Origin of the sequence: Pseudomonas sp. CFBP13509 (assembly GCF_005233485.1) — a bacterium.
Lineage (GTDB): Bacteria > Pseudomonadota > Gammaproteobacteria > Pseudomonadales > Pseudomonadaceae > Aquipseudomonas > Aquipseudomonas marginalis.
On the sequence record NZ_QGAA01000001.1, the window covers coordinates 118,904 to 135,556 of the forward strand.

The 16,653-nt window shown below is 59.8% G+C and carries 16 protein-coding genes, 1 tRNA gene and 2 pseudogenes; 5 read left to right on the forward strand and 14 right to left on the reverse strand.

The genetic code is table 11. The features are described 5' to 3' along the window. Positions 1-3: 3 nt before the first annotated feature. On the reverse strand, positions 4-867 hold the full coding sequence (locus tag PspCFBP13509_RS32060; protein WP_370671287.1) for a methyl-accepting chemotaxis protein: 864 nt from the start codon (positions 865-867) through the stop codon (positions 4-6). Next, positions 862-1,629: pseudogene (locus tag PspCFBP13509_RS32065) on the reverse strand (MCP four helix bundle domain-containing protein); the annotation flags it as partial. The pseudogene PspCFBP13509_RS32065 and the gene PspCFBP13509_RS32060, both read right to left, overlap by 6 nt. Before the next feature lie 189 nt (positions 1,630-1,818). Between PspCFBP13509_RS32065 and PspCFBP13509_RS00585 the strand changes: the two are divergent. Then, a pseudogene (locus PspCFBP13509_RS00585) lies at positions 1,819-2,173 on the forward strand (helix-turn-helix domain-containing protein). Positions 2,174-2,312: 139 nt separating this feature from the next. Here the strand turns inward: PspCFBP13509_RS00585 and PspCFBP13509_RS00590 are convergent. From PspCFBP13509_RS00590 to dapA, 5 genes are all read right to left on the reverse strand, one after another. Next, a tRNA-Ser gene (locus tag PspCFBP13509_RS00590) sits at positions 2,313-2,402 on the reverse strand. 83 nt (positions 2,403-2,485) lie between these two features. Then, positions 2,486-3,199: a phosphoribosylaminoimidazolesuccinocarboxamide synthase gene (gene purC / locus PspCFBP13509_RS00595; RefSeq protein ID WP_065928209.1), complete on the reverse strand. Its 714-nt coding sequence runs from the start codon at positions 3,197-3,199 to the stop codon at positions 2,486-2,488. A gap of 27 nt (positions 3,200-3,226) precedes the next feature. Beyond that, positions 3,227-3,985: an MBL fold metallo-hydrolase gene (locus PspCFBP13509_RS00600; protein WP_137211431.1), complete on the reverse strand. Its 759-nt coding sequence runs from the start codon at positions 3,983-3,985 to the stop codon at positions 3,227-3,229. A gap of 4 nt (positions 3,986-3,989) precedes the next feature. Next, on the reverse strand, positions 3,990-5,105 hold the full coding sequence (bamC, locus tag PspCFBP13509_RS00605) for an outer membrane protein assembly factor BamC (RefSeq protein WP_027604311.1): 1,116 nt from the start codon (positions 5,103-5,105) through the stop codon (positions 3,990-3,992). Between the two features lie 17 nt (positions 5,106-5,122). Beyond that, entirely contained in the window at positions 5,123-6,001 is an 879-nt protein-coding gene (dapA, locus tag PspCFBP13509_RS00610) for a 4-hydroxy-tetrahydrodipicolinate synthase (RefSeq protein ID WP_065928210.1), read from the reverse strand. Between the two features lie 273 nt (positions 6,002-6,274). Between dapA and PspCFBP13509_RS00615 the strand changes: the two genes are divergently transcribed. Together PspCFBP13509_RS00615 and PspCFBP13509_RS00620 are read left to right on the forward strand one after the other, a co-directional pair. After that, positions 6,275-6,835: a glycine cleavage system protein R gene (locus PspCFBP13509_RS00615; protein WP_003172487.1), complete on the forward strand. Its 561-nt coding sequence runs from the start codon at positions 6,275-6,277 to the stop codon at positions 6,833-6,835. A 10-nt stretch (positions 6,836-6,845) separates the two neighbouring features. Beyond that, complete coding sequence (locus PspCFBP13509_RS00620; protein ID WP_137211432.1) at positions 6,846-7,319, forward strand: peroxiredoxin; 474 nt, start codon at positions 6,846-6,848, stop codon at positions 7,317-7,319. 49 nt (positions 7,320-7,368) lie between these two features. Here PspCFBP13509_RS00620 and PspCFBP13509_RS00625 read toward each other — a convergent pair whose 3' ends face one another. Together PspCFBP13509_RS00625 and PspCFBP13509_RS00630 are read right to left on the reverse strand one after the other, a co-directional pair. Next, complete coding sequence (locus tag PspCFBP13509_RS00625; protein ID WP_032888556.1) at positions 7,369-8,439, reverse strand: AI-2E family transporter; 1,071 nt, start codon at positions 8,437-8,439, stop codon at positions 7,369-7,371. A gap of 31 nt (positions 8,440-8,470) precedes the next feature. Further along, positions 8,471-8,710, reverse strand: coding sequence for a sulfurtransferase TusA family protein (locus PspCFBP13509_RS00630; protein ID WP_010212198.1), 240 nt, complete (start codon positions 8,708-8,710; stop codon positions 8,471-8,473). A 95-nt stretch (positions 8,711-8,805) separates the two neighbouring features. Here PspCFBP13509_RS00630 and PspCFBP13509_RS00635 point away from each other — a divergent pair, with 95 nt between their 5' ends. Further along, complete coding sequence (locus tag PspCFBP13509_RS00635; protein ID WP_027604315.1) at positions 8,806-10,239, forward strand: M48 family metalloprotease; 1,434 nt, start codon at positions 8,806-8,808, stop codon at positions 10,237-10,239. Positions 10,240-10,306: 67 nt separating this feature from the next. On the opposite strand, the gene PspCFBP13509_RS00640 is transcribed toward PspCFBP13509_RS00635, so the two are convergent. From PspCFBP13509_RS00640 to rpoE, 4 genes are all read right to left on the reverse strand, one after another. Next, entirely contained in the window at positions 10,307-11,746 is a 1,440-nt protein-coding gene (locus PspCFBP13509_RS00640; protein ID WP_137211433.1) for a DegQ family serine endoprotease, read from the reverse strand. Positions 11,747-11,980: 234 nt separating this feature from the next. Next, positions 11,981-12,940: a MucB/RseB C-terminal domain-containing protein gene (locus PspCFBP13509_RS00645; RefSeq protein ID WP_137211434.1), complete on the reverse strand. Its 960-nt coding sequence runs from the start codon at positions 12,938-12,940 to the stop codon at positions 11,981-11,983. Between the two features lie 16 nt (positions 12,941-12,956). Next, positions 12,957-13,544, reverse strand: coding sequence for a sigma-E factor negative regulatory protein (locus tag PspCFBP13509_RS00650; protein WP_003172479.1), 588 nt, complete (start codon positions 13,542-13,544; stop codon positions 12,957-12,959). Positions 13,545-13,576: 32 nt separating this feature from the next. Further along, entirely contained in the window at positions 13,577-14,158 is a 582-nt protein-coding gene (gene rpoE / locus PspCFBP13509_RS00655) for an RNA polymerase sigma factor RpoE (RefSeq protein WP_003172477.1), read from the reverse strand. Positions 14,159-14,620: 462 nt separating this feature from the next. On the opposite strand from rpoE, the gene nadB reads away from it, so the two are divergent. Next, positions 14,621-16,225 carry an L-aspartate oxidase gene (nadB, locus tag PspCFBP13509_RS00660; RefSeq protein WP_065947366.1) on the forward strand — a complete coding sequence of 535 codons (1,605 nt, stop codon included), beginning with the start codon at positions 14,621-14,623 and terminating at the stop codon, positions 16,223-16,225. Positions 16,226-16,406: 181 nt separating this feature from the next. Here nadB and PspCFBP13509_RS31335 read toward each other — a convergent pair whose 3' ends face one another. Beyond that, positions 16,407-16,571: a hypothetical protein gene (locus tag PspCFBP13509_RS31335; RefSeq protein ID WP_161985710.1), complete on the reverse strand. Its 165-nt coding sequence runs from the start codon at positions 16,569-16,571 to the stop codon at positions 16,407-16,409. Between the last annotated feature and the right edge of the window lie 82 nt (positions 16,572-16,653).

A 16,653-nucleotide genomic window follows, 5' to 3' on the forward strand; every position in this document is an offset into this window, starting at 1 on the left:
GCACTACAGCTGAAACCGCGCAACCGCCTCGTTCAGCGAGACCGCCAATTGCGCCAGTTCGCGGCTTGATCCATTGATCTGCCCGGCGCCGGAAGAGGATTGCGCAGACAGGTCGCGAATATTGACGATGTTGCGATCGACTTCCTTGGCCACCTGGGCCTGCTCCTCGGCGGCGCTGGCGATGACCAGGTTGCGCTGGTGGATCTGGTCGATGGAGTCGGTGATCTGGCTCAATGCACCGCCCGCCCCCTCAGCCAGGGCCAGGGTGTCGGTGGCACGCTGGGTACTCGACTGCATCGAGCTCAACGCCTCGTTGGACCCCGTGCGCATCGCGGTCACCATCTGGTCGATTTCCAGGGTCGATTGCTGGGTACGGTGGGCCAGTGCACGGACTTCGTCAGCCACCACCGCAAAGCCGCGCCCGGACTCACCGGCCCGCGCCGCCTCGATCGCGGCGTTGAGTGCCAGCAAGTTGGTCTGCTCGGCGATGGAGCGGATCACATCGAGCACCTTGCCGATATCGCGCGATTGCTCGGCGAGGTTCTGCACCAGGGTCGAGGTTTCGCCGATGTTGGTGCTCAGGGCTTGAATGGCGCTGACCGTTTCACCCACACGGTGCTGGCCTTCGCGCGCGGTTTCATTGGAAAGGCGAGTGGACTCGGAGGTGGACACCGCATTGCGCGCTACCTCATCCGCCGCCGAGGTCATCTCGTTGACGGCGGTGGCGGCCTGCTCGATTTCAGCGGTCTGCTTTTGCAGGCTGCGGCTGCTCTGGTCGGTGATGCCGTTGAGGTCGGTGGCCGATGACGCCATCTGCCCGGCCGACTGGCGAATCAGTTGCAAGGTCCCGCGCAGGTTGGCCTGCATGGTCTTGAGTGCCACGAGCAGGCGCGTCACTTCGTCGTCGCCGCTCACGTCCACCGTTTGGGTCAGGTCACCCTGGGCAACGTTCTCGGCAGCCCGTACGGCATGACTGAGCGGGCCGACAATGCTGCGCGTGAGCAACCAGGCCAGCAGCACGGTACTCAACCCGGCCACGATCACAAAGCCGAACACCATGGTGCGCGAACGGCCGTACTGCGACTCGGCCGCCTGGCCTTGCTGGTTGATCTGGGCGTTGTAGTAGTCGGCCAGGGCATTGAGTTGGGCCCCGGAGCCATCGACCACGGTTTTCATATCCACCAGCAACAGCTTGTTGAGTTCAGCGCCCTGCTGCTTGTCGGCGAGGATGAACGACTGCGCCAGCCCTTGCTGGTATTGGCGCAGCGAGACCTGGAACTGATCATAGAGCGTGCGTACTTCGGGGGTGTCGATCACTGCATCGAGGTCGGCCAGCCGTTTGCTCAGGTCCTGGCTGCGGGTGTCCATCTGGCTACGGTATTGCGGGATGCTCGCCGGGTTCGGGTCCAGGGCCATGCGCAAAGAGATCGTACGAATGCGCAGCATGATTTCACGAATGTCCGCCACCAGCCGCATCTTCGGCACCAGCCCGCTTTCCACCTGCACCGCGCTGGCGCGGATGCTTGCCATGTTCGACAGTGCAAAAAAACCCAGCAGGGCCACGAGCAAAGCAATCAGGGCAAAACCCAGACCCGCACGGCGGGCGATGGACAGGCTGCGAAGGGACATTAGGGGGGACTCTCTTATTGGGGATACGATGTCGTACGAGAGTGTTTCGGCCGTTTGGATAAAGACTTGAGGGACGTACACCCAGGAAATGGGAAGTTATAAATATCAGTGAGTTATTTGCAGCGTCGCCGAGCATGATGCCCACGAGAATACTGGGAACACATCAAAGATGACGAAACGGAGTAACCCATGAACATCCGACCTATCCACACCGAACAGGATTACAAGGACGCGCTCAAGTCTGTCTCCGCGCTGTTCGACAACGAACCAGAACCCGGCGCCCCGGAAGGTGATTACTTTGACGTAATGATCACGCTGATCGAGGCCTATGAAGCCAAAAACTTTCCCAATCGATGCCATTCGCTTCAGAATGGAACAGTCTGGCCTGTCAGCGGCTGATCTTATTCCCGCCATTGGTCGCCAGAATCGTGTTTATGAAGTGCTGAATGGAAAACGAGCGCTGACCTTGCCAATGATTTGGAAGCTGCATGAGATGTTTGGAATTCCAGCAGAAAGCCTGATCAAGCCAGTAAGGCATGCTTGAAGACGGAATACGGTTGGTTGTGCCTGCTGGAAACAACCACTGCGGCCCTTTTTGCTGCTAGGAACGAGTAGCTTGCCCCCAAATCTCAGAAACGAAAAAGCCCCGTAGCTGAATAAGCTACGGGGCTTTTTCTATGTAATGGCGGAGAGATAGGGATTCGAACCCTAGGTACCGGTGAAGGTACAACGGATTTCGAATCCGTCCCATTCGGCCACTCTGGCATCTCTCCAACGGCGCGCATCATAACAGCCTGTTTCGTGGAAGCAAAGCGCAGAAGCGATTTTTTTCCGTGCTATCAGATGCTTGCGTCGATTAAAGCGGTACGCCGAGACGCTTGGCGACTTCTTCGTAGGCTTCGATCACATCACCGAGGCCTTGGCGGAAGCGGTCCTTGTCCATCTTCTTCTTGGTGTCCTTGTCCCACAGGCGGCAACCGTCCGGGCTGAATTCGTCGCCGAGGACGATGGAGCCGTCGTGGAACACGCCGAATTCCAGCTTGAAGTCCACCAGCAGCAGGCCTGCGTCGTCGAACAGCTTGCTCAGCACGTCGTTGACCTTGAGGGACAACTCCTTCATGCGTGCCAGTTGCTCGGCGGTGCCCCAGCCGAATGCCACGACGTGGGATTCGTTGATGAACGGGTCGCCCTTGGCGTCGTCCTTCAGGAACAGTTCGAACGTGTAAGGATTGAGCTTGAGGCCCTCTTCCACGCCCAGGCGCTTGACCAGGCTGCCGGCGGCGTAGTTACGCACGACGCATTCCACCGGGATCATGTCCAGCTTCTTCACCAGGCACTCGTTGTCGCCCAGCAGTTGGTCGAATTGGGTCGGAATACCGGCCGCTTCGAGTTTCTGCATGATGAAGGCGTTGAACTTGTTGTTCACCATGCCCTTGCGATCAAGTTGTTCGATGCGCTTGCCGTCGAACGCCGAGGTGTCGTTGCGAAACAGCAGGATCAGGCGGTTGGCGTCGTCGGTCTTGTAAACCGACTTGGCTTTGCCGCGGTAGAGTTCTTCACGTTTTTCCATGATGGGCTCCGCTTTGAGTGAGGTGGGCTAGGCGATATGTCGCCAGTCGAGCCCTGAATCTTGATCGGCCAGTTGCAGCCAGTCCGGGTCGCACCCGAGGGTGTCGACAAAACATTGCCGGGCAAGCGTCGGCAGGTTGTTCTTGCTGCTCAAGTGGGCCAGGACCAGGTGTTGCAGGTCTTGCCAGCCCAACTCATACACCAGGTACGCCGCCTGATGGTTGTTCAAATGTCCCAGTTCGCCGCCGACCCGTTGCTTGAGAAAGTACGGATAGTGACCGCGAGCCAACAGGTCCCGGCAGTGGTTGGACTCGATCATCAAGGCATCGAGGTTCCGGTATCCGTCCAGTACCTTGGCGCAGTAGGAGCCCAGGTCGGTGAGCACGCCGAAACGCCGCTCTCCGTCACTGAATACATACTGCGTCGGTTCCTGGGCGTCGTGCGCCACGGCAATCACATCGATGCTCAGGGCACCGATTTGCAGCTGCTCGCCACCGGCCAGGAAACCTGCGGGTTCTATAGGTTTGCGCATCCCGCGCAGTGTGCCGCGACTGAGGTACACCGGAAGATTGTAGCGCCGAGACAGCAAACACACGCCATGCACGTGGTCGGCATGTTCGTGGGTCACCAGAATCGCGCTCAGCTGCGAGGGGTGAACCCCCAGGCGCAGCAGGCGCCGCTCGGTTTCCTTTAACGAGAAACCACAATCCACCAGCACGTACGTGTCGTCATGGGCGACCAGCGTGCCGTTCCCTTGGCTACCGCTGCCGAGAACGGCAAAACGCATCGGATCAGCCCAGGTTGTCCTGAATCACGCCCAACACTTTGCGCGCCGTTTCAGCCGGCGCGACGGTGTTGATGTTCTTCTCGACGGTGACCTGCACAGTCTCGCCAACCTTGCTCAAACGCACCTGATAACGCTCGGCGCGGGTCTCGATTTCTTCCTTGGTCGGCTTGCTGCCGAACAGTTTGCCGAAGAAACCAGGCTCTTCGTCTTTGCGCTCGGCCTTTTCAGCCACGTTGATGTAGTACAGGCCCAGGCTGCGGTTGATGTCTTCAACACGCCAAGGGCCTTGCTCCAACGCGCGGCCGACGCTGGCCCAGGCGCGATCCAGGTCTTCACCCAGGTTCAGCACCACGTTGCCGCTGCCGTCCTCGGTGAGGCTGACGCGGCTCGGGGTGTCGTAATCACGGGCGGCGAGCAGGGAAACGGAACCGCCCTTCTCGGAGATACGGCTCATGCTGGCCAGCATCTCGTCGACCAATGCCGAGTCGACACCGGTGTTGACCGAGCGGTTGGTGAAGTCGACGTTGGCGGTGCTGCCGGCAGGACGCTCGGCGCTGACCACGTAGACTTCACTGGTGTTGCGCTGCACGCCCGGCTCGATGCGCACACGCACACGGGCTTCGCTGTCGGCGGCGACACCGCCGGCCTGCAGGCGCTTGGCCATAGTGGCGGACAGCTCGCTGCCTTGCTGCCATGCCGTGGTGAATTCACCGGTCTGCGGGCGCTGCTCGTCGATGCGGAAACCGTTGTCCTGGAAGAACTGCACCGCTACCGGCCAGACTTCGGCAGGTGGACGCTGCGCCACGATCCAACGCGAATCACCGCTCTTCTGCAGGCTGTAGTCGCTGGCATCCGCCACGGCCGAGATCGGCTGTGGACGTGGCACGACGTATTCACCCTTGGTGGTGTCGTCGGCAACGTTGCGTGGAATCGGCAGCAACGGGTCAAGGCGCTTGGCGACGTTGACGTCCGGCGGCAGTTGCATCGGTTTGGTTGCTTGTGCTTCCAGGTAATCGCTGCCGCGGTCACGGAAGTAGCCTTCCGGGCCCCAGATCCAACCGCAGCCACTGGTGCTGGAGATAATCAAGGCAAGTGCGGAAAGTCCGGCCAATCGCTTCATGCGTAGTGCTTCCTCAATTAAACCAGGACGCCGGACTGGCGCAGGGCCTGTCGCAGCGGTTCGTGACAGGCTTCGCTGAGGCGGGTGAGCGGCAGACGGATACCGTCCGGCATCAGGCCCATCTCGAACAGCGCCCACTTCACGGGAATAGGGTTGGATTCGATAAACAGTGTCTTGTTGAGCGGCATCAGCTTCTCGTGGATCGCACGGGCGGTCACGGCGTCGCCAGCGATGGCGGCGGCACACAGGTCGCTCATGGCGCGCGGGGCCACGTTGGCGGTCACGGAGATATTGCCCTTGCCGCCCAGCAGGATCAGCTCGACAGCCGTGGCGTCGTCACCGGAATACAGCAGGAAGTCGCTGCTCACCCCGGCCAGGATGTCCTTGGCGCGCTGCAGGTCGCCGGTGGCTTCCTTGATGCCGATGATGTTCGGCACGGTAGAGAGGCGGATCACGGTCTCGGCCTTCATGTCGCACGCGGTACGACCCGGCACGTTATAGAGGATCTGCGGAATGTCGACGGCTTCGGCAATGGTGCGGAAGTGCTGGTACAGGCCTTCCTGGGTCGGCTTGTTGTAGTACGGGGTCACCAGCAGGCAAGCGTCGGCGCCGGCTTTCTTGGCGTTTCGGGTCAGCTCGATGGCTTCGCGCGTCGAGTTGGCGCCCGTGCCGGCGATCACGGCAATACGCCCCGCGACACGCTTGACCACGAATTCGATCACTTGGATGTGTTCTTCCACATCGAGGGTGGCCGATTCACCTGTGGTGCCGACCGCCACGATGGCGTTGGTGCCTTCTTGCAGGTGGAAGTCCACCAGTTTGCCCAGGCTGTCCCAGTCGAGATGACCTTGTGCATCCATGGGTGTGACCAGTGCCACCATACTGCCCGCAATCATGCAACCGCTCCTGCCGGAAAAAGAGAGCCGTAATGGTACTGGCGCCAAGATGCTTGTACAAGCGAAGTACCGCCTGAGGATGCGTTCTGGCGCAACTAAACGACGGGCAATGCCATCATTGGGCCAAAGCACGGGTTGAGGCTGGGCAAAATCAGGCGGATCACGCAATGAAAACGCCACCTCCTATCCCTTGGCGACGCTTTTCGCTACCCTTCATGCTTTGATCGATACAGCCCTCACAGTATCGACCGCTCATCGTTTTAGGAAGGCTGCATGTCCACCCCCACAGTTCGCGAACAATTCCTTGTTATCAGTGCCCTCGGCGCCAACCCCATGGAGCTGACCAACGTCCTGTGCCGCGCCAGCCATGAAAACCGCTGTGCCGTGGTGACCTCCCGCCTGACCCGCCATGGCGAGTGCAGTGCGCTGGTCCTGCAGATTTCCGGCACCTGGGATGCCCTGGCGCGCCTGGAGACCGGCCTGCCGGGCCTGGCCAAGAAGCACGACTTCACCGTCAACGTGGTGCGCAGCGCCGCCCTGGAAAATCGCCCGCAGGCGCTTCCTTATGTGGCGTATGTCAGCTCGGCCTACCGCTCGGACATCGTCAATGAGCTGTGCCAGTTCTTCATCGACCATAACGTCGAACTGGAGAACCTGACCTGCGACACCTACCAGGCCCCGCAAACCGGCGGCACCATGCTCAACGCCACCTTCACCGTGACCCTGCCGGCCGGCGTGCAGATCAGTTGGCTGCGCGACCAGTTCCTGGATTTCGCCGATGCCCTGAACCTCGACGCGCTGATCGAGCCGTGGCGCCCACAGAACCCAATGTAAGGAAGTCATCATGGCGGTAGTCATCGATAAACCGGTCGCCGATTTCGAAGCCCAGGCCACCAGCGGCCAGACCTTCAGCCTTGCCGCCCTCAAGGGCAAGCAAGTGGTGATCTACTTCTACCCGAAGGACAGCACCCCGGGCTGCACCACCGAAGGCCAGGGTTTCCGTGACCAGTACGCAGCATTCAAGGCCGCCAACACCGAAGTGTTTGGCGTGTCGCGCGACAGCCTGAAGTCCCATGAGAACTTCAAGGGCAAGCAGGAATTCCCGTTCGAGCTGATCAGCGACAAGGATGAGGCGGTCTGCCAACTGTTCGACGTCATCAAGCTGAAGAAGCTGTACGGCAAGGAATACCTGGGTGTGGATCGCAGCACCTTCCTGATCGACAAGGACGGTGTGCTGCGCCAGGAATGGCGCGGCGTGAAAGTGCCGGGCCATGTGGACGCCGTTCTGGCCGCAGCCCAGGCATTGAACAAGGCCTGATCTGTAGCGCGGATCACTGCAGCGATGAAGCAGTGATTCGCGCCTACCCTTACAACAAAGGTGCCACCACCGGCTCCTGCCGCGGCCACGCATCCAGCACGGCCTTGAACAGCGTCGCCAGGGGAATCGCAAAGAACACCCCCCAGAATCCCCACAGTCCACCAAACAACAGCACTGCACAGATGATCGCCACCGGGTGCAGGTTGACCGCCTCCGAGAACAGCAGCGGCACCAGCACGTTGCCATCCAGGGTCTGGATGATGCCGTAGACCGCCATCAAGTAGATGAACTGGTCGCTCCAGCCCCACTGGAACAAGGCGATCAAGGTCACCGGCACCGTCACCACCACGGCACCGACATACGGCACCACCACCGAAATCCCCACCAGCAGTGCCAGCAAGGCGGCGTAGTTGAGGTCCAGTGCGATAAACGCAATGTAGGTAACGCCCCCGCAGATAATGATCTCGATGACCTTGCCACGAATGTAGTTGGCGATCTGTCGGTTCATTTCTTCGGCCACCCGGGTGATCAGCGCTCGTTCGCGCGGCAGATAGCCGCTCACCCAACGCCCGATCATGGCGCGGTCCTTGAGGAAGAAGAACACCAGGATCGGTACGAGCACCAGGTAGATCATGATGTTGACCAGCAGCGGCAGGCTGGACAGGGAAAAGGTCAGCGCCCATTGCCCGAACTTTCCGATTTCGCCCCGTGCCACTTCTATCGCCTGCAGCACTTGCTCGTCCGACACCAGATGCGGGTAGCGCTCCGGCAGCAGCAGCAACAGCGACTGCCACTTGGCGAGCATGCCCGGCAACTCGTTGAACAACGTGATCAGTTGGTGCCACAGCAGCGGTAACACCACGACAATAAACACCACCAGCAGCCCCATGAACAAGGCAAATACCAGGCCCACAGCTGCGCCGCCCGGCAAGCGTAAACGCTCCAGGGTGGTGACCAGGCCCTGCATCAGGTAAGCCAGCACCATCCCCGCCAGTACCGGCGCCAGCATGCCTCCCAAGGTGAGTACGGCCGTAAAGGCCAGAAACAGCAGGACCGCCAGCACCACGGCTTCTTCATCGGAGAAGTAGCGCTGGATCCAGTCTCGTAACACTTTGAACATCAATCAACCTCGGGTGGTAGGGGCAAACGGTTCAGGCCTTGCGCAACCAGTAACGGTACACACCGGCGGCGTCTTCTTCATGCAGCAGGGTATGGCCGGCCAGCTTGGCGAAGGTACGAAAATCACGCTGGGAACCTGCGTCGGTGGCGATCACCTTGAGCACAGCGCCACTGGCCAATCGATTGAGTTCCAGCTTGGCCTTGAGCAGAGGCAACGGGCAATTGAGGCCGCTGGCATCGAGTTCGGCATCAAAGGCTACAGCGTCGGTCATGGTTTTACTCCGGGCACGCATTCGGGGTGCTTAGAATATCTGGTCCGAAGCTCAGTGTCCGGCTACAGTAAGCTCTTTGTCGAAAGGCTCTGTGCATGACTTTTTTGCGCCCTACCCTGCTGACGCTGGCTTGCCTGCTGGCCTCCCCAGGCTTCGCTGACGACCTGCCGTCACTTGGCGACGCCAGTTCTGCCATTGTCTCGCCGCAACAGGAATATCAGCTGGGCCGCGCCTGGCTGGCCTACCTACGGGGCCAGGTCTCGCAGTTGAACGACCCGCAGCTCAAGGATTACGTCGAAACCAGCGTGTACAAGCTGGTGGAAACCAGCCAGGTGAATGACCGGCGCCTGGAATTCATCCTGATCAACAGCCCGCAACTGAACGCCTTCGCCGCACCCGGCGGTATCGTCGGCGTGAACGGCGGCCTGTTTCTCAATGCCCAGACCGAAGGGGAATACGCGTCGGTGCTGGCCCACGAACTGGCTCACTTGTCCCAGCGTCACTTCGCCCGTGGTGTCGAGGCGCAGCAGCGCATGCAGATCCCGATGATGGCCGCCCTCCTCGGCGGCATCATTGCGGCCGCCGCCGGTGCCGGGGATGCCGGGATCGCCGCAATCGCCGGCACACAGGCCGCGGCCATCCAGGAACAACGACGATTCTCTCGCCAGAATGAACAGGAGGCGGACCGTATCGGCATCGTCAACCTGGAGAAAGCCGGCTACGACCCGCGCTCCATGCCAACCATGTTCGAACGCCTGATGCGTCAGTATCGCTTCGACGCCAAGCCGCCGGAATTCCTGCTGACTCACCCGGTGACCGAATCGCGTATCGCCGACACCCGCAACCGCGCGGAACAAGCCAAGGCCGGCGGCAAGGAAGACAGCCTGCGCTACCAATTGATTCGCGCGCGGGTACAGTTGCAATACGAAGACACCTCCGGACTCGCCGCCAAGCGCTTCCAGGCGCAACTGGACGAAAATCCTAAAAACGACGTGGCGCGCTATGGCCTGGCCATCGCCCAGATCAAAGCCTCCCAGTTCAAGCAGGCACGGGAAAGCCTGCAACCCTTGCTGGCCAAGGCGCCCAACGACATCACCTACAACCTGGCGCAAATCCAGTTGGACATCGACAACAACCACCTGCCCGATGCCCAGCAACGCACGGATCGGATGCTGACCCAATACCCCGGCAACTACCCGCTGAATCAGATTCGGGTAGATCTGCTGCTTAAACAGAATCGCACCGCCGATGCGGAAAAGGCCCTGGATGGCTTGCTCAAGTCTCGCCCGGACGATCCGGATGTGTGGTACCAGGTCGCCGAGACTCGTGGCTTGTCGGGCAATATCATCGGCCTGCATCAGGCTCGCGCCGAATACTTTGCTTTGGTGGGCGACTTCCAGCAGGCGATTCAGCAGTTGGACTTTGCCAAACGTCGCGCCGGCAGCAATTTCCCGTTGTCGTCACGCATCGATGCACGTCAGCGTGAGTTGATCGAACAGGAGCGCCTGGTTAAAGGCATGATGGGCTAAACCCATCGCCCACAAAAAGCCCCGCCCTCGTAACACGAAGGCGGGGGCTTTTTATTGGCCTGGTGGGTTACTCGGCCAGCTTGAAGGTAATGAAGCTGGCACGCCCCTGACGAAGCACGCGCATCGATACCGAGCGGTTCTTCGGCAACGCCTTGGCGATGTCGGTGAACTGCTTGGTAGTCTCAATCGCCTGATTGTTCAGGTGAGTGATCACGTCGCCAGGCTGCAGGCCGATCAACGCTGCCGGGCCGTCCTGCACTTCCTTGATCACCACGCCGCTCTTGAGATCGAAGGCTTTCTTCTGCTCGTCAGTCAGCTCGGCCACGGCAATGCCCAGGCGATTGCTGCTGCGCTCGGCGCCCGGCTTGGTGTTACCCAGGGCATCCAGGGTCGCGCCCTCTTCAGGGATCGCACCCACGGTCAGCTCGACATTCTGGCGCTTGCCATCACGAATCACTTCCAGCTTGGCCTTGCTGCCGGCCTTGAGTGCGCCAACCAGGTGCGGCAGGTCGGCCGACATAACGATCGGTTGACCGTTCATGCTCAGGATCACGTCGCCCACTTGCAGACCGCCTTTGGCAGCCGGGCCGTCATCCTGGATTTGCGCGACCAGGGCGCCCGCCGGCTTGTCGAGGCCGAAGGATTCAGCCAGGTCCTTGTTCACTTCCTGGATGACCACACCCAACCAGCCACGGCTGACCTTGCCACCACTTTTCAGCTGATTGGAAACATCCATGGCCACGTCGATAGGAATGGCGAACGACACCCCCATAAAGCCACCGGAACGGGTGTAGATCTGCGAGTTGATCCCCACCACTTCGCCCGCCAGGTTGAACAACGGGCCACCGGAGTTGCCCGGGTTGATAGGCACGTCGGTCTGGATGAACGGCACATAGTTCTCGTTCGGCAGGCTGCGACCAATGGCACTGACGATACCCTGGGTAACGGTATGGTCAAAACCAAACGGCGAGCCTATGGCTACCACCCACTGCCCCGCCTTCAGGTCCTGGGACTTGCCCAGCTTCAGCACCGGCAGGTCCTTGCCCTCGATCTTCAGCAAGGCCACGTCGGAACGCGGATCGGTGCCGACCAATTTGGCTTTCAGCTCACTGCGATCAGCCAGGCGCACAAGGATCTCGTCGGCGTCGGCAATCACATGGTTATTGGTGAGGATGTAGCCATCTGGCGAGATGATGAAGCCCGAACCCAGGGACTGCGCTTCACGCTGGCCACCACCGCCGCCACGCGGAGTACGAGGTTGTGGCATACCACGCTCGAAGAACTCGCGCAGCATCGGCGGCAGGCCTTCCAGGTCAGGCATCTGCTGGTTGGAGACTTTGCGATCCGGCAGCTTCTGGGTGGTACTGATGTTCACCACGGCAGGCGAGGCTTGCTCAACCAATTGGGTGAAGTCAGGCAACTCGACCGCTTGCGCGGGCACGGCCTGACCCAGCACCAATACCGTGGCGACTATGGATAGGTAAGACTTCAAACGTGGTATCGACATACAGCTCCCGTTACGACGAGCAGGGTTGAGCGACAGGGTTCAAGAAACGCCGAAAACTGCGAACGACATCTTTGTTCCGCGAACTAAACAAGGCCAGGGCCAACAAGCCCTGACCTATAAAAAACATGGGAGATTTTTGCAAGTGAAAATGCTGATCCAGACATTTCATGCTCTCGGCAGCCAACCTGGCATGGACGTACTGTGAAAGATCTGGATGAACATAGGATTAACGACTCACGGCTTGGGGGTGGCCTTTTTTTCACCGCGCACCGACAGTGCGATGCGTTCGGCGGTGCCAATAGGTATTTCGCCGACCACAGTCACCATCATTTCGCCATCCACCGTATTCAAGCGACGAGATACAGCAACCGTAGGGCCTAATTGGGTGCGAGTCTCGGTCACGCTCACATCGCTGATCGGTTCGAGAAACACCGAGAAGCGCGCCAGTCCATCTTCATACATCAGGCTGTCGACCGTGGCCTTGGTATGGGGATCCTTGCGGGCACTGCTATTGGTCAGCTGAAAGCCTGGCGGCAACCACTCCAAGTGCCACGCCTCGGTGGCCTCTACGGCCGCTGCCTTGGTATCGCCGACGGCGATGGAGGTGCATTCGCCGCTAGGCTGCAAGTCGCGATCATTAGGCGTGGAGGTGTCCAATCGAGTGAACTGAAAGCGCTCCAGCAACTGCCCTTGATCATTCAGCAACAAGGACTTGAGCGGCAGCGCAGTTTCACGATCAAGGTGCAGCTCAAAACCGTAGCGGTATTGATCACGGGGTGTAATCGAAACAATCACTGCATTACGACCGGCCACGCGAGACTTTCCGATAACGGCCAGTTCGTAGAATTGATTGAGTCTTTGCGGATCGAGGGCGCGCGAGGGCGCATCACGCGAATTGCCCAGGCCGGCGACAAGAGTGCCGCTGACGCACTGAGTGCGGCCATCTACGCGAACGACTTCCTGGGCAGAACCATCAAGCTGCAAGAGCCGCTCACGGACCTGGCCATTCTGGGCGCGATGCCAGATGTCGTGGGTAGAAAAACTGCCATTACGTTCGTAGACAAACGTACCTTGGAAACTTTGCTGCTGCTCTGCACGCCCAAGTCGAGTCAGCCAGTCTTGGGCTTCGTCGGCATGGGCGGGGAGTGCAAACCAACCACTGAGCAATAACGTAAGGAGCGGTATGGCGCGCATAGGGCTCCTTAACGGATCAGCGGTTTTCCAGGCTTGCAGCGCGAGCGTATGGCAGAGCGCTTTCAGTGCCTTTCAAGGCGGATTCCTGTGCGTGTTGGCGCAGGTAGCCTGGAAGACGCTGGTCCTGCCAGCCGGATTGCCCTTGCAGCACACCGTTGGCCATAGGGCCGGTGGTGTCGGAGCTTTCTTTGTAGCCGGCCAGTACCGCTGGGCCTTTGACTTGCGGACCGGCCATGACCGGTTGCTGAGTCTGCTGGGCCAGTTCGGCCCCGGCGATTTCGTCCTGGTTGTACAGGCGAACACCGGCCAGCACTGCAACAGTCACCGAGGCAGCCACTGCCAGGCGACCCAGGCTGCGCCAAGGGCCACGAGCAGCTTTTGCCGGAACGGCTTCATCAGCCAGCGCGGCAGAAACGGCCGCAGCAATATCCAGACGAGGGATTAGAAGATCCTTGTGCATCACCGCCCGAGCGACTTGGTAACGAGACCAGGTATCACGGGTTTCGGCATCATCAAATGCGTTGAGCACTCGACGAAGTTCCAGTTCATCCGCTTCGTTATCCATCACTGCGGACAGCGATTCCTGCAGGGCATCACGACTCATGGCGGTTCCTCTCTTGGCTGTCGCCGCTGTCTTTAGTTTTCCTGCAACAACGGTTGCAAGGCTTTATCGATGGCTTCCCGGGCCCGGAAAATCCGTGACCTTACAGTCCCCACCGGACACTGCATGACGCTCGCAATGTCTTCGTAACTCAGACCATCGAATTCACGTAAAGTTAACGCCGTACGCAAATCTTCTGGCAGTTGCTGAATTGTGCGATGAACGGTGCCTTCGATCTCGTCGCGCAGCAATGCACGCTCCGGCGACTCGAGATCTTTGAGGCCGTGATCACCATCGTAAAATTCTGCATCTTCTGAACTTACATCACTATCCGGTGGGCGGCGTCCGCGAGACACCAGATAGTTCTTCGCCGTGTTGATGGCGATGCGGTAGAGCCACGTGTAAAACGCACTATCACCGCGGAAATTGCCCAGTGCACGGTACGCCTTGATAAAGGCTTCCTGTGCAACGTCCTGCGCTTCATGGGTGTCGTGCACAAACCGCACGATCAACCCGAGAATTTTGTGCTGGTATTTCAGCACTAGCAGATCAAATGCTCGCTTGTCACCGCGTTGAACGCGCTCGACCAGCTGCTGATCCTCTTCCTGGGTTAGCATGAACACTCCTCGTTGTACTTGAAGGAGGCTTGCATAACTAAACGATCAGGCTTGCAAACATAGACTCGGACTTTTCGCAAAAGTTCTCCCCCTTCAAGCAAGTTTCCGGCACGCACTGATTTGGCACACACGAAAAACGCAGCGCGGGCAACGCCGGCTGCGCGAATAATCTTGTCGTCGGTTTTCTGACGCGTCCAATGCTCCCGACGGGCCAATAAACTCAACGTTTCCCAGCTTTCGGGCAACCTGCTATTGAGTCGAGGCTTATGCAAAAAGTTCCCACCTCAATAACCTGCCGATTTTACCCGAGCCGTGCACCGTAATCTCACATTGCCACGAATGCCCGGCTATTGTGCCGCTCCCCCCCTCTATATACTAGTGGCCCGTGTGACCCTTTGATTCGCCGATCCAGGCGTCCTGTTTGCGCCAGCCCTGTGGATCGCTTTTTGCGGAATCCTTCAAATGAGCCAACAGTTTCAACACGATGTCCTGGTGATCGGTAGCGGCGCGGCCGGCTTGAGCCTTGCGCTGACCCTTCCCAGCCACCTGCGCATTGCCGTCCTGAGCAAAGGCGACCTGGCCAACGGTTCGACATTCTGGGCCCAGGGCGGTGTCGCCGCGGTGCTGGACGACACCGATACGGTGCAATCCCACGTTGAAGACACCCTCAACGCCGGCGGTGGCCTGTGCAACGAAGACGCGGTGCGCTTCACCGTCGAGCATAGCCGCGAGGCGATCCAATGGCTGATCGACCAGGGCGTGCCCTTCACCCGCGACGAACACGCAGGCAGCGATGACGGCGGCTTCGAGTTCCATCTGACCCGCGAAGGCGGCCACAGCCATCGGCGTATCATCCACGCCGCCGATGCCACCGGTGCCGCGATCTTCAGGACCTTGCTCGACCAGGCCCGCCAACGCCCCAACATCGAACTGCTGGAACAACGCGTCGCTGTCGACCTGATCACCGAAAAGCGCCTGGGCCTGCCGGGCGAACGCTGCCTCGGCGCCTATGTGCTCAACCGCGCCAGCGGCGAAGTGGATACTTATGGTGCGCGCTTCACCATCCTCGCCTCAGGCGGCGCCGCCAAGGTCTACCTCTATACCAGCAACCCCGACGGCGCCTGCGGCGACGGCATTGCCATGGCATGGCGCTCGGGCTGCCGGGTGGCCAACCTGGAATTCAACCAGTTCCACCCCACCTGCCTGTATCACCCACAGGCCAAGAGCTTCCTGATCACCGAAGCCCTGCGCGGCGAAGGTGCACACCTCAAGCTGCCGAACGGTGAGCGCTTCATGCAGCGTTTCGACCCGCGCGCCGAGCTGGCTCCACGGGATATTGTCGCCCGCGCCATCGACCATGAAATGAAGCGCCTGGGCATCGACTGCGTCTACCTGGACATCAGCCACAAGCCCGAAGCGTTCATCAAGACCCACTTCCCGACCGTCTACGAGCGCTGCCTGGCGTTCAACATCGACATCACCAAAGGGCCGATCCCGGTGGTACCGGCGGCGCACTACACCTGCGGCGGTGTGATGGTCGACCAACATGGACGTACCGATGTACCCGGCCTGTACGCGATTGGCGAAACCAGCTTCACCGGCCTGCACGGCGCCAACCGCATGGCCAGCAACTCACTGCTCGAATGCTTCGTCTACGCCCGCTCGGCCGCAGCCGACATTCTCGAACAACTGCCGCGCATCCCGGTGCCGGCCGCCCTGCCCCGCTGGGATGCCAGCCAGGTTACCGATTCGGACGAAGACGTGATCATCGCCCACAACTGGGACGAGCTGCGGCGCTTCATGTGGGATTACGTGGGGATCGTGCGCACCAACAAGCGCCTGCAACGGGCGCAACACCGGGTGCGACTGCTGCTGGATGAGATTGATGAGTTCTACAGCAACTACCGAGTAAGCAGAGACCTGATTGAATTGAGGAACCTTGCTCAAGTAGCGGAACTGATGATCAGGTCAGCCATGGAACGTAAGGAATCTCGGGGTCTGCACTACACGCTGGACTATCCAGGGATGCTGCCAGAGGCGAAGGATACGATCCTTACACCGACCTGATGAGGCACGTTAGGAGCCCATAGCGTAGCACCATAGGACCCCGTTTTGTAACAGCTTTGGCGCACATTTGTCCCAACGCTGGGGTCCTTATCGTGCGCCTGAGCGAGCGTGCAAGGGCCTACGGGGGTAAGCGCGCAGGTTAGTAGTTACAGGTGGTCACTCAGAAATTTCTGTCAGATCCTTAAAGGGCTCCAGACGCATCCGCTATGACCTCTCCGACCAGTCCAGCGATTAGCTCGCCATGAGCGCAGCCATAAAGAACCGCTACGATGCCGACCAGCTTCCATGTGGCTTTCGACATAGCGATAGCCTTGAGGACGGCCAGCCATTGTTTCTTGGCGGCCATAGCGGTCTCCTACGTGAAGTCTGATAAAGAATGTGGGGCATTGCCCTGCACATTTTGCATAGCAACGCATTTCACATGGGCT